Origin of the sequence: Oligoflexus sp., from assembly GCF_035638955.1 — a bacterium.
Lineage (GTDB): Bacteria > Bdellovibrionota_B > Oligoflexia > Oligoflexales > Oligoflexaceae > Oligoflexus.
Genome location: NZ_DASQYZ010000060.1, coordinates 46,989 through 59,397 on the forward strand (window position 1 = coordinate 46,989; position 12,409 = coordinate 59,397).

Consider the following 12,409-nt stretch of genomic DNA (forward strand, 5'->3'; position numbering starts at 1 on the left):
TGGGAGTTTTGAATGCGATTCATGCCACGGCCGGGTTATTGGCTTCTGATCCTGGTCCTAATCCATACCGGCTGTAACAAGCAGAATCAGAATGATCGTAAAAGTGAATCGCTGGCCAGCAGCAACATTGAGCCCGAGAGTGACAAGACCACAGACCAGCTGGCCGCCATGCATAGCGGGCTTAAATCCTGTAACTCCTGCCATACCAAAGACCGTCCTGCAGCGCCGCATGACCAGCAGGCCGACTGTGTGGGATGCCACAGCTTCCCAGCCTTTAAAAGCACCCTCAATGCCGCTTTGCATGAACCCACGCCGGCATCGTGCAACAGCTGTCATGAAAAAAATCGTCCAGCGGCCCCGCATATTGCCAATAAGGATTGTGTCGGTTGCCATGCCTTCCCAACATTCAAGCGCGTAGCCTTCAGTCACCTGCCGAAACCAGCTGTCTGTGAAGAATGCCATGCGCGACCGGCAACGGCAGGGCTCCGGGCGTATCCCAATCAAGGCCCGCCTGTTGGATTCCTGGCGAACGATCCCAAAGCGATGGGTAGTCGGCACTATGTAGGCAAGGATTGCATATCCTGTCATCGAACTCCGGATGAAGGGGCAACGGCCTTTAATTTTACCCATAGCACACCGCGCGCTGATTTTTGTTTGCCCTGCCACTTCAATGAGGGTCGTGACGAACATGCGGGGGATAACCGGGCGGTTCTTTTGGATTTTGGCAACTGTGCCAGCTGCCATAGAAACTTCGATGTCAACGTCAATCGAGGCTGGGGACGCGGCAATAACTGATCGCGCCTGAGCTGGCCTAAGGGCCAACTTTTTGCCTTCCGTTCCTCTTTTTTTTCTTCTCCGTTATACTATTAAAAATCACTATCCATTGTAAGGAGACCCCATGAGCTGGAAGGTTTCAGCGCTTTCCGCCGTTCTAAGTGTCAGCCTGTTCCCGCAAATGATCCTTGCCCAGGACACGGCAACCGAGCCGGCCCAGGAACCGGAAAAAACTTCAGCGGAAACGGCGGCGGCACCGGCTGCAAAAGGCAAGGGACTCCTCGGGGACCTGCGTATCGGTCCAAGCGTTGCTTTGGGTCTGCCGCATCCGCTTACAGGCGGCGTTGATTTCGTCTATGGCGACATCGTCTCTCTGTCGGTCACCGGTGGCCGCTTCGGTGTGGCCGTGGAAGAAACCGAGCTGGAGATTCGCAACTGGGACGCCACAGTTCGTTGGTATCCATTCTTCGGCAGTTTCTTCATGGGCGCTGCTTATGGCAGCCAGGGTATCGTCGGCAAGCTTAAAACCGATGTGGATGTCACGACAGGTGGTGTGACCCTCAAGGTTCCCACCACGCTCCGTTTGGAAGTGGAATCGAAATACCTGACCCCTCAGCTCGGCTGGTTCGCTCGATGGGACTCCGGACTGACTCTGGGCTTTGACATTGGTTATCAGATGCCGTCGGGAGTTTCCACCGACCTTCAGACCTCGTTCGACAACGTATCAGCGGCAAGCCAGCAGGCTGTCCTGAATTCTGAAGACTACAAGAAGAACAAGGAAGATGTGGAAAAAGCCGCCGAAGCCTTCGGCAAAGAGGCGATTCCCTATGTGACATTCTTCCGCATCGGCTGGCTTTTCTGATTAAACCAAGGAAATCAAAACAATGAAAATGCAATTTTTTATATCTCTGGCCGTGACTTCGACTCTGATGATGGGCTGCGACAGTAAGATTGAAGATCTGGAGTCCACAAGACCGAGCAGTAACATTCCCGTGACCGAAGTCGATGGTGTGGTCACAGGCACTGTTTCTTCCACGGCCACAACCGATCAAATCATGGTGGCCAGCACCAGTTCAGAGATTGCTGACTCGGCGGTCACGTTCCCTCCTGGCGCCTTGTCGATTTCCACGGCAATTGCTTTGGGTCAAGCGACGGATCGCAACACGGTGGTCATGACTGAACTCGGGATCACGAATGCCGTTCATGCGACCGCCCCCGTTTACGTAGGTCCTGCCTCCGGCACACCGCCAGTCGTGGGCCAGCCATTGACCATTCAGCTGCCATTGCCTTTGGAAGAATCGGGAACGTCTCTGGTGGCTGACGGCGAGCTGAGTAAACTGGTTCTGACCTATGTTATTTACGATGGCGGGTGGAAGTCTGGAATGATTCCACTCACCAGCGCGGATCTCTCGGGTGCTTATGTGAAGCAGGCCATGGCAGGGATGGGTTACTTTCAAATAGTTTATCTGACGAAAGCGGCAGCTGAAAAGGAAGTGACATCGCAGGTCAGACCTGGCCTGGATGGAACACAAACTCAAGGCGGCGATAGATAAGTTTAAACACAAAGGGGGCTCAGGCCCCCTTTTTTTCGTCTTCAGGCCACATCTTTAATGAGTATGCGCAAAGATTCCGGGACCGGAATTTCCAAACGCATCAGACTGCCTTCCCCAAAGCGTGATTCAACGTGAAAGCGTCCATTGACGCGGCGGACAGCAGCCAGGATCGAAGACATGCCTACACCTCGACCCGAAATCTCGGTCGTGGTATCGGCACTCGACACCCCGTCCAGAAACACCAGATTCAGTTGTTCCTGCCGACTTAGGTTTTCAATCTCCTGCTTTGTCTTCAGACCCATGGCCACAGCTTTTTTCTTCAGCTTATCGATGTCGATGCCGCGGCCATCATCCTTCACAGTCACAAAATAATAGTTATCCTTGCAATCGATGGAAAATTCGATCAAGCCTTTCGAGCTTTTGGAGCCACGTAGATTGTGCTCTTCAATGCCGTGGTCAACGGAATTCCGGATGAGGTGCATAACACTCTGCAATACACCGCGCATGGTGTCGACGTCGACCAGGGTATCGAGTCCCTTGGCCGCAAAGCGCACCTCTTTGCCGAGGCGCTCGGCGAGCTTTGCCACGAATTCATCGATGGGTCCGAGCAGAAGAGAAGCGGGCTTCTGCAGGACAACCGCCGTCCAATTTTGAACGAGCGGAGCCTGGCTGCCGGGAAGATCTGAAATAATGTTTTTGAGCCGATTCAGTTGGGTCGAACTCACTTCAAAGTTCACTTCATGCAGACCTGCGTATTCAAAACCAATGACCTGAGCATGGGCGTCAATGAAAGTCCGGAAGGCGTCTTCCACCTCGGTGATATGCTTGCGACTGATGGCCGCCTCGTCTTCGATGCCATGAATTTTGGCGGCGATGTCGAGCAGACCCCAGGAAGCCGCATTACCCTTCAGGGTGTGCAGAACGCGGCGCACGGATTCCTGATTTTTCTGCTGAGCCATGGCACTGGCCTGGTGCAGCTGTTCTTTCACCTCGGTCATGTATTCCTGGAAGCCTTCCTTACGGCGCAAAATGCCAACAAGAATATGGTTCGTTTGCGCTTCCCTCTGGGCAGCCTCAAGCTCACTGATGTCGCTGACTGTATAAAGGAGACGATCCACCTGCCCATTTTTTCGAATGATGCTGGCTTCACAGCGGAGAATGCGACCGTTGATTTCAAAACGGCCAGGGAGCTGGCTCAGGGTTACGGAGCTGGGCATGATATCTTCGAAGACCTGGTCCATGCACAGGGCAAAATGCTCGGCCATGCGCTTATTCATGTTCAGCGCCTGAATGATAGTCAGGCCGCCAAGCTTGTCCTGACCAAAAAGAGTCTGGCAGGATTTGGTATACTCATCATTGATCATCAGATTGCGATCGATCACGAGAAAGCCAAAAGTCACATGATTCAGGATGGTTTTGATCGTCTCCGTCCGGGCTTCAACCTGTTGCTCCAGGTTCTCGGAATACTTCTTCAGCTCCTGGTTGCGGATTTCCATGATCTCGCGCTTACGGCGGTTTTCATCTTCGCGCTGACGGGCCTTTTCCATCTGTCTGTGAATGACGGATTGGGCTCCAGCATTGTAGAGCTCGATGACCTTATGCTTGAGAATTGATACCGTTTTCTCAGCAGCTTCAGCTTTTTTCTGCAAGGCTGCCAAATCTTTAGGCTGGCTCATGCGGCTTTCCTCCCCAAGGCGATTCCGACCAGTGTCTGGTTGATGTGCAAGCCATTCAACTGCTCGCCATAGGTGTCAAAGCCAATGACGTTTTTGCTGATATCCTGCATGCGTTGTCCGAGTTTACTGAAATTATGATCTTTGGCAGCTTCCAAGGCGCGCAGGATGCAGTTGCAGGCGAGGAACAGCTCCGATTGTTCCTGAGCCTTTTGAAAGGACCGGATGTCCTGCGTCAAAGCCTGGTTCATATCCAGGTGGTCACCGATTTCCAGGACCATCCCTTCTTCGACACCACAGAAAAATATGATGGAACCATCACTCTCGATTTTCTGCACCGACCGGACATAAAGCTCATTGTTGACCCGAAACAGCAGGGGATTCACGAAAGCGACGTCGGCGGTAACCTGGGTCATCGGCAAACCCAAAGCCGCGGCATAAGCTTCCAACGCCGGCATGCCGTCCAGCTCATAGACGCGGCGTTGCAGGGTGTCGACTTTGGTAACGACGAGTTGTTTGGGTGTCTTTACGAAATGCTGGTGCTTGATGATCCGGAAACCGTCCTGGCTGTCGGCCATGATCAGGGCCGCGGCCTGTGGATAGCTCTTACCATTGACGATGATCCTGGTTTCCTTGAACTTGAGGTCATCACCTGCTGATCCGCCAATGAGTGGAATGCCTTCCAAGGCATCCGCCACCAGCGCCGATACCAATTCCTCTTTCATCGATAGGCCATCAATGAAGGTCAGGCAAAACTGTTTATCAGGATTGATATGATCGCGGTCCAGGGCAAAACGCTGGAGCAGTTGATCCACTGTACCGCGGGCTCGGGTTTCATCCAGTGTCGACAGCTGTTCCAGGACAGTGGCCTGCCAACGGATTTCAGGCGACCAGATGCCTGACATCACGAGGCTGCCATTGAAATGGGCTCCATTCATGTGCTCGCCCGAGGTCGTACATCCAGCCGAGGGCACACCTGGAAAATGTTTGGCAATCGCCTGGGCGACGGCTTCGGAATTCTGCTGAGTGGAATGAAAGACAAGGATAAAGCTGGGTTGAGTTTTAGGCCATTGGCGGACGACTTCAGCGACCGCAGCCGCACCATCTGGTAAAAGCGATACACCATTGAAGACTTGCATTAGCGAACTCCCTGGACATAAAAGGCCCATGATGTCGACATGAGATTTGCTTCGTCCCGCGGAATCCAAAAGTTGAAGTCTCCCCCCCCCGAATGAGCTAAATAACGACATTGACCTGGAAATCGTCGCTTGTCGCAACGGCCATGTTCGCCTGGAAGCCAGCCTCCTTGCACAAAATCGCAGTCCTTCATGCCGGGTGGTAAGAATCTGAACTGTGCCAAAAGAATGGTTTAAAAATTTTCTGAACCATTCCGTGGCTCCGCCCGTCTATGAATCCGGCAATCACTGGAGGCAACATCATGACCACAGGGGCGACGTTCTCGCGTCTTCTGGCGCCGGAACAATTTGTCAAACATATCCAATCGCAGTTTGGAGTGGATCTTTCAAAACCATTCAAGGGTCGAACGCCTGTTTTGCAGCGTTATCTTCTGCCGTTGGGTGGTATGGACCACGATACGGTTTATGATCGCGATCGCCAAATCAAGGTCCAAAACCTTTTGGATGTTCAGGCGATCGCATGGGAAGCGGCGGTTCGTATCATCGAACAGGAGCAGAGGCCGCGTCTGGCCCGAATTTTTGTCGAGAGCCAGCCGGCTCGCGTGACACCGGAAAACAATGCGGAGCAATGGGCGGCAAGGCTCATGGATTTTTTCACCACCATTCAAAGCCGTCCGCCTACCAACCAGGAAATTTCATTCTTTGACCAGAAGTTTCGGCATCTGCTCCTGCAAAAGGCCAGCCCGCAGCAGGCATGGACAGCTGTTGTTTACACTCTTCTGGCTTCTTTGGAGTTTTGGAATCTATGAAAAATTATCAGGCATCGCGCCGAAATTTTGTTCGTCATGCGCTCAGCACTCTCTTGCTCAGTCAGTTGGGTGGCCTTAGGCTCTTAACCCATGCGGAATTTGAAGAACGAGCTATGGCTCAGAGCCGCGATCCACACCGCTTCCTGCACATTCTCCTGCGAGGTGGATGGGATTCCGCTCTGTGGGGGATAAAAAAAATTCAGGAGCCTATGAGCCTATTTATTCACGGGAAGAGATTCGCACTGTTCCTGGGAAGGATAAACTTCATGTGGGGTCAGGTCTGCTACCGGCCCTTGCTGCTTTCGCAGCCCTGCCGACGGCTTTTATCAATGGAATTTATGTGGATGTCACGGCCCATCCGTTGGCCGAGCAGTATGCAATGTCTGCTCGCATGAGCCTAAGCCGCAGTCGCGAGTATCCGGCCCTGGCTGCTTTGATGGGAGCCAGCACAGCAACATTTCCGGCCCATCTTGTGCTGGGTGGACGGATTCCGCTGGGCGATACCGTGACTCTCACGCCACCGCTGGGTTCCAACGACGTGGAAGGCATGAGGGGCATGGTCACAGAACCAGGCCTGGAAGCCGGGTGGTCGTCAGCCCAAACGGATGTCCTGCGGGGGATGCTTAAGGACTTTAACAAGCTGGAACGCGAACAGGCTGCTGCGACTCGCCACCCTTTGTGGGATTCGTGGATCCATTTACAGACCTCATTGGACTCCATCTATGACAAACGTCTGGATCAGAAGCTGGCGTCCGACCCTGGGCGCGAGCAGACTTATGGCGTGAAGCAGCCGCGTGATAATTCAGCGCTTGTTCTTGGAGCATACCAGCTGCTGCGAACCGGTCTTTCGCCATATGTCACAGTGCTGCTCAAAGGCTTTGATTCCCATAATCAGCAGCTCAATGTGCAAAAACCTTTGCAGCTTTCATTTGCAACGGCCCTCCAGGCCCTGGTGCAGGATCTTCGGCAAACGCCTGATCCCTCGCGTCCGGACCTGAGTCTGGCGGATACCACCACGATCATGATTGGCTCAGAATTTGTGCGGACTCCCAGGTTTAATGCTGCGGAGGGGACCGATCATTGGAAGTCAGCTTCGGCCATCATGATGGGTAAAGGTGTCCGCGATAACACGATCGTGGGGCAAACCAATGGACGTGCCGAGGCCATGGGCTGGGAGAATAGCCGTCCTGTGACGCGCACGGATCTCAACTCGTTAACGCATGAAGGGGTCGCCGGTGCTTTGCTGCTCCGCATGGGCCTTGGCGATGCTCAATCCACTCTTGGCAAGGAGGCTCTCCATGGACTCTTTATTTAAATTCGGTTGCGCCATGCTCCTGGCTTCGAGCTGCCTGCAGGCCGACCCACGCGTGTTGAATGCCCCAAACGGATTGTCTGACGTACAGACATGGCGAGAGGCTCGAGGCTATTCTTTTCTGATTCGTGATCACGGGCCCGATCGCCATGAAATAAAAGAACTGCGTGAGGATCCATCTGAGCTACCGGATCTCGTCACCGATTGGTTGGCCAGCGATGACCATCGCGTTCGTATGGAACGTTATTTTGATGACATGATGGGATTTCGTGATCAGCTGAATGTCCTGAATCCCAACGCACGCCTTGCCAAAAATTCTGATGGTGTTTATTTTTCACCGAAAAAAGGCAACTGCGCTCAAGCCGAGGCCGTCAGTGTCGAAGCGTGGTGGCTTCCTGAGGGTGAGCGTGTTTCTGTCTGTCGCAATCTTGTGGCGACTGATGGCGTGATTCCCACGGGCAATAAACCGATCGTATGCACCAAACCCGGTCCTAAGGGATTCCTGAACCCCAGGTGTGGCTGCGGCCCCGGTCTGATCAGCTGCATCGCAGCGGAAGAAGCCAATCGTCTGCAGCAGGAAGTTCAGAAGGAGTTTTCTCAGCGAGCCTGGCAGGTGTATGAAAAGAACGGCAGCTGGGTCGATCTTTTGGCCGCTCCCCAATTTTATGGGACGAGACGTCTCTACTGGCTTTATGTTCAGACCCAGTCGATTTTCAATGCGCCAAGCACCAGCGGTGATACTTTGGAAACCTTGCGCGATATCCCGATGGACGAGCTGGTGAATCTGCCTTTTCCCGCGGGAGCTGAACGTTCTGGTATTGCAACCGCCCCAGGGTTTCTCGTGCAATTCAATAACTTTCGCTCGCGTATCGCCGGCCTTACTCACTCCTTTCTCTGTCAGGACATGAACCCCACACTCAATACCGATGGCATCACGACGTTTGTCAATCCTAGTCTGAAACCCACTGACCTGGCCCACGGTGCGAAAGCGGATTGCTCCAGTTGTCACTACGCCTTGGATAACCTGGGTGGTGCGGTCATGCCCTGGAACGATCGCGGTCTGTATCAGCCAAAAATTTCGGCCGAGGCCCATGCGTTCGGACAGCGTGGTCAAGGGCCTGAGTTTCTCATGCAGAGTTTTGTGGAGCGGGGGCCGGGCTTTGATGATTGCATGGCGCGTCGAGCCTGGGAGGACTTTTCCGGTCAGAGTTGGAGCCAGACTCCGGAACCAATTCAAAGCAAAGTTCGTCAGTGGGCCGTAAGCGGACCGCGAACATTGATTCAGACACTGATTCTATCGACGGAACTTAAAACGGCTCTTGCGCAGGGTTTCGAGCCACCATCGCCGGACCTTGATGCCGAAGCATGGGCTGTGATGCAACCCATTGCGCAACGCAGCTGCAGTGGCAGCAGCTGTCACAGCGTGGGGACGCGACAGCCCGCTTACGCCGAGGTCTCAAATTTGTGGATCAACGATCGGGAAAAAATTAAAGACCGTTTGCAAAGAACCGGCACCGGACAAATGCCGCCCCAGGGTCGAACGTTGAGCCTGGAGGATCGTCAGACCTTATTGCGGAAAATGATGTAGATCTTTTAGCCTATCGAAAACGGTATTTTGTCGCTGTCTTCTGATTCCTTCTCCTACATTCATTCTAACGCTTGACGTCAGTGCATAGGGATTATACAAGCCCCCGCTGACGATAAGACAACGAATGAGAGTAAGTAATCATTTGGGAGAAGAAGACGCGATGAAGTGGAACCAGACTTTGGGGCTTTTGATATTCGTGACGGGCGCGGCTCAGGCTGCAGAGGTTCAGGTGAATGCGTTCTCGTCCAATGGCGGTTGCGGCACGAGTCCAAGCTTTGATGTGGTGGAAACGTCCGCGCTCAACCCGAAGACCAATACCAAGGGTGAATCACTGCGAGTCTTCTTCAATGATTTCTTCCTTTCGACCACCTATGCCGGGACTGTGAATAAGAATTGTGTGCTGGATGCGCAGGTAAAAATTCCAGCCGGCTACCGTTTCCGTCCGGTGTCAGCGGCTGCGGAAGGTTCCTATAATCTTCAACCCCAGGGCCAGAGCCAGGGATTTATTCGTGTGAGCTATGAAGTTCAACCCAATGGCTGGAGCGCTGAAGCAGCTAACCAAACGCCGTTCACAGGGCAGGGTGACATCAATTGCATCGCAAAACTGGACGAGGAATTGGTCTTAGGCTGCTCAACCGAAGACACGCTAGTCAATCTGCATACCAATATCGACCTGAGCATCCAACAGAACAGCAGCTCGTTTTCCCAAATGGACATCGATGCCTCGCGTCAGAATCATGATCTGTCGTGGAAATGGGAACTTTTCTCCTGCTCCATTCCTTTCGAAGACCGTGATTTCAAAACCACCTATGTGGCTTATAGCGGTCAATCCATACCTGCAACTGTTCACTTCTCGGGATCGCAAGGGACGTTCGTGGCCTCTGGTTTAAATGGCCAGTTTACCGAAGTCCGGTATTCCAATCGAGGCCGCAGCGTTCAGGGTAAATGGTCGGCTGGCAACAGCGGTGGAACCTTTACTTTCTCTTTGATCAATGACTCAACCGGCGAGTTCCAGGGCACATGGCGTGATGCCAAAAACCCAAACCAAGGCGGAGCCTGGAACGGACGCTACCAATAGCCGAGGGTGGCTACATTCTTTCACCCAAGTGCCTTAAATATCTGAAAAATATTTTCGGACAGCTGCAACAAAAATTCAGTTCGCCGTTCTGTTAAGTAGACGCTGAAATTATCAGCACAAGTGCAACACCCTCAGTGAGGATACTTCCGTATGAACAAGTTTCTGGCTCCTTTGTTCCTGGTTCTGAGTGCTTCAGCTTATGCAACTCCCTTCACGATCACCGAACCCGTTGTGAACGAAGATTGTGCGAAAGAATCCGAGATTCGCGTGGTCGAGGAGAACGGCGAGTATTACATCAAAGCCTTCTTTGATGGATCCATGAATGCCATCGCCGATGGCGAGTCCAAATATCAAAAGCGCCGTTGCACCCTGGATTTTAAAATCTCAGTGGCGCCCAACTTTCAAATCGATGTTTTTGATTTTGCCGTCGATGGCGTTTACAACCTCTCAGAAAACGGTGTCGCGCGTCTGACGGTTTCACACCGCGTCGCCAACGCTCCTTCGGTTCGTCAAACCGCTTTCTTCTCGCGTGGCAACGGCAGTCCTGCTGCGGGTGATATCAGTAACTTCGTCGGTTCGATCTTTGGTTACCAGCTGCAGAACTACGGCTCCTGCGGTGCATCGGGCATTCCCCTGGAGACCAGCGTCTATGCAACCGCCACGCAGCCGTCGGGCGACCAAGGCCTGACCCAAATCGATTTGGACCAAGGCGTTTCGAGCACTCAGGGTTACACCATCTGCAAGGTGAAAGTAAAACCCTGCCACTGAATTCAGGCAAAAGGGGCGGAATTTTCAGCCCCTTTTTCTCAATACACCAGGATGGGGTTTAAATCATGTTGATCCGATCATCTCTCGTCGGCATTTTTCTAACGGCGACCTTGGCATCGGGCGCGAACTGCGAATCGTCGGCAGACGCAACGTCGGATGCACCGGAACCTCTCCCGGCTCCTGTTATCGTACCCACACCCATACCAACGGCGACTCCTTATCCAACGCCCGAACCAGAGCCGCCCCTACCCAAGCGCGCGGATTTGAAACTTTTGCCCGCTCAGAGCGCCTGTGCTGGAGGCTATAGGATCGAGATCGAGCCGTCCGGAGCGATGCGTTTCAGTTTCGATGAACTCAATAGTGAAGCGTCTCTGGGAAAATATCGTGCAGCATGCCGACTGGCCGGTAAAGTCATGATTCCCAAAGGCTATCGATTGGATCCGGCCATTGGAATGTCGGCCGTGGTCAAAGGCTCACTGTATGGACCCATTGATAACGTGACGGGACGCCTTAAGCTAACTTTGGGTCGTTACACAGGTCGGGATTTTGAGTTGGCTGAATACACGGAAACAGAGGGCCTTCCCGAGTCCAAGACCCAGAACGTGAAAATCGAGTTGAATACTCAGCTCCCTGAATTGCCAGCCAGCTGCACGGACATGGAAAGCTGGTCAGTCTCTCTGTTTGTGGAGTCGACCATTAACGGCAGGGCGGTGTCGCGAATTGAAGAGCTGAAGCTCGACAGCTTGAATCTGCTTCCCATCGACTGTCAACCCTAAGGAATATGTCATGAAAAAAAGTTTGATTATGCTGGCTACCCTTGGCTTTTCTCCTGTGGGCCTGGCTTCGATTGCCAGCGTCGAATCCATCAACTCGGGCGATGGCTGCGGTGACCTTCGTTATGATATCGCCGAAACTTCGGCCAACTCGGACGCAGCGCAAGGGATTATCGGCGAGTCATTGCGAGTCTTTTTCAACGACTTTCATATTCAAGCCACGCAGCCGGGCGAAGTGAAAAGAACCTGTAAGCTGGATGCCGTGATTCGGATTCCCGCCGGCTATCGCTTTCTGCCGAGGGCCGCATATGCTGAAGGATCGTATAGTATCAAGCCGCAGGGCGCGAGCAAGGGTCTCATCAACGTGACCTATGACGTCCGTCCTGCCGGTCGCCTGGCGCAGCGGACGAACGAGAAAGCTCCCTGGTCTGGTGAGGGTGACTTCACCTGTCGCGGCGATCTGGTGGAAACTCAGTTTCTGCTTTGTGCCAATCACGATACTTATGTGACTCTCAGGACGGATTTGACTTTGAAGCTGCAGCAGGCGGCGGGAGGTCAGTCCCTGATTGAACTCGATACGGCACGCAAGGACGTGGACTTAGCCTGGGATTGGCAGTTTAAACCTTGTGTCAATTTCTTCGAAGGCCGCACGTTCCGCGCTTATATGAAAATTGGCCCGACCAACACCCTGCCTCTGCGCTTCCAGCCCTATGAGGACAAAGGCTCACTGACCACCGACTCCGGCAAACAAGGCGCACTGAGTCAGGTCGTATACAGTGATGACGGTTTGTCTGTGTCCGGAAACTATACCCTCGACGGTAAAAGCGGTCGGTTTTCGGTCAAGGTCGTGGACACCGAGGCTGGCGAATTTCGTGGGAGCCTGAACGGTAACGACGGCTCAGCCGGGACTTTCTTCGGTTATTACGCTGATTAATGGCTCTTTTC

The 12,409-nt window shown here is 53.3% G+C and carries 12 protein-coding genes; 10 read left to right on the forward strand and 2 right to left on the reverse strand.

Annotated elements, in window-relative coordinates; genetic code table 11:
* The first annotated feature begins 12 nt into the window (after nt 1-12).
* From VE954_RS06205 to VE954_RS06215, 3 genes are all read left to right on the forward strand, one after another.
* Complete coding sequence (locus VE954_RS06205; RefSeq protein WP_324950748.1) at nt 13-795, forward strand: hypothetical protein; 783 nt, start codon at nt 13-15, stop codon at nt 793-795.
* Nucleotides 796-898: 103 nt separating this feature from the next.
* Complete coding sequence (locus VE954_RS06210; RefSeq protein WP_324950751.1) at nt 899-1,636, forward strand: hypothetical protein; 738 nt, start codon at nt 899-901, stop codon at nt 1,634-1,636.
* 22 nt (nt 1,637-1,658) lie between these two features.
* Nucleotides 1,659-2,327, forward strand: a complete 669-nt coding sequence (locus VE954_RS06215) for a hypothetical protein (protein WP_324950753.1) — start codon at nt 1,659-1,661, stop codon at nt 2,325-2,327.
* A gap of 41 nt (nt 2,328-2,368) precedes the next feature.
* Here the strand turns inward: VE954_RS06215 and VE954_RS06220 are convergent, their stop codons facing one another.
* Together VE954_RS06220 and VE954_RS06225 are read right to left on the reverse strand one after the other, a co-directional pair.
* Nucleotides 2,369-4,003, reverse strand: a complete 1,635-nt coding sequence (locus VE954_RS06220) for an ATP-binding protein (RefSeq protein ID WP_324950755.1) — start codon at nt 4,001-4,003, stop codon at nt 2,369-2,371.
* A complete protein-coding gene (locus tag VE954_RS06225) occupies nt 4,000-5,139 on the reverse strand; it encodes an FIST N-terminal domain-containing protein (RefSeq protein WP_324950757.1) in 1,140 nt (379 codons plus the stop codon). The genes VE954_RS06220 and VE954_RS06225 overlap by 4 nt, the downstream gene beginning before the upstream one ends.
* Before the next feature lie 299 nt (nt 5,140-5,438).
* On the opposite strand from VE954_RS06225, the gene VE954_RS06230 reads away from it, so the two are divergent.
* From VE954_RS06230 to VE954_RS06260, 7 genes are all read left to right on the forward strand, one after another.
* Complete coding sequence (locus VE954_RS06230) at nt 5,439-5,945, forward strand: hypothetical protein (RefSeq protein WP_324950759.1); 507 nt, start codon at nt 5,439-5,441, stop codon at nt 5,943-5,945.
* A 181-nt stretch (nt 5,946-6,126) separates the two neighbouring features.
* Nucleotides 6,127-7,260: a DUF1501 domain-containing protein gene (locus VE954_RS06235; RefSeq protein WP_324950761.1), complete on the forward strand. Its 1,134-nt coding sequence runs from the start codon at nt 6,127-6,129 to the stop codon at nt 7,258-7,260.
* A complete protein-coding gene (locus VE954_RS06240) occupies nt 7,244-8,845 on the forward strand; it encodes a hypothetical protein (protein ID WP_324950763.1) in 1,602 nt (533 codons plus the stop codon). Before VE954_RS06235 ends, VE954_RS06240 begins: the two co-directional genes overlap by 17 nt.
* Before the next feature lie 160 nt (nt 8,846-9,005).
* Nucleotides 9,006-9,923: a DUF4360 domain-containing protein gene (locus tag VE954_RS06245; RefSeq protein WP_324950765.1), complete on the forward strand. Its 918-nt coding sequence runs from the start codon at nt 9,006-9,008 to the stop codon at nt 9,921-9,923.
* A gap of 150 nt (nt 9,924-10,073) precedes the next feature.
* Entirely contained in the window at nt 10,074-10,691 is a 618-nt protein-coding gene (locus VE954_RS06250) for a hypothetical protein (protein ID WP_324950767.1), read from the forward strand.
* A 65-nt stretch (nt 10,692-10,756) separates the two neighbouring features.
* Nucleotides 10,757-11,467, forward strand: coding sequence for a hypothetical protein (locus VE954_RS06255; protein ID WP_324950769.1), 711 nt, complete (start codon nt 10,757-10,759; stop codon nt 11,465-11,467).
* 10 nt (nt 11,468-11,477) lie between these two features.
* The gene (locus tag VE954_RS06260) at nt 11,478-12,398 is read left to right on the forward strand and encodes a DUF4360 domain-containing protein (protein ID WP_324950771.1); all 921 of its coding nucleotides are present in this window, start codon (nt 11,478-11,480) and stop codon (nt 12,396-12,398) included.
* Nucleotides 12,399-12,409 lie beyond the last annotated feature (11 nt).

Bases quoted from the DNA above. Each gene is read 5' to 3' on its own strand.
- VE954_RS06205 (WP_324950748.1), top strand. From the start codon at position 13: ATGCGATTCATGCCACGGCCGGGTTATTGGCTTCTGATCCTGGTCCTA.
- VE954_RS06210 (WP_324950751.1), top strand. From the start codon at position 899: ATGAGCTGGAAGGTTTCAGCGCTTTCCGCCGTTCTAAGTGTCAGCCTG.
- VE954_RS06215 (WP_324950753.1), top strand. From the start codon at position 1,659: ATGAAAATGCAATTTTTTATATCTCTGGCCGTGACTTCGACTCTGATG.
- VE954_RS06220 (WP_324950755.1), bottom strand. From the start codon at position 4,003: ATGAGCCAGCCTAAAGATTTGGCAGCCTTGCAGAAAAAAGCTGAAGCT.
- VE954_RS06225 (WP_324950757.1), bottom strand. From the start codon at position 5,139: ATGCAAGTCTTCAATGGTGTATCGCTTTTACCAGATGGTGCGGCTGCG.
- VE954_RS06230 (WP_324950759.1), top strand. From the start codon at position 5,439: ATGACCACAGGGGCGACGTTCTCGCGTCTTCTGGCGCCGGAACAATTT.
- VE954_RS06240 (WP_324950763.1), top strand. From the start codon at position 7,244: ATGGACTCTTTATTTAAATTCGGTTGCGCCATGCTCCTGGCTTCGAGC.
- VE954_RS06245 (WP_324950765.1), top strand. From the start codon at position 9,006: ATGAAGTGGAACCAGACTTTGGGGCTTTTGATATTCGTGACGGGCGCG.
- VE954_RS06250 (WP_324950767.1), top strand. From the start codon at position 10,074: ATGAACAAGTTTCTGGCTCCTTTGTTCCTGGTTCTGAGTGCTTCAGCT.
- VE954_RS06255 (WP_324950769.1), top strand. From the start codon at position 10,757: ATGTTGATCCGATCATCTCTCGTCGGCATTTTTCTAACGGCGACCTTG.
- VE954_RS06260 (WP_324950771.1), top strand. From the start codon at position 11,478: ATGAAAAAAAGTTTGATTATGCTGGCTACCCTTGGCTTTTCTCCTGTG.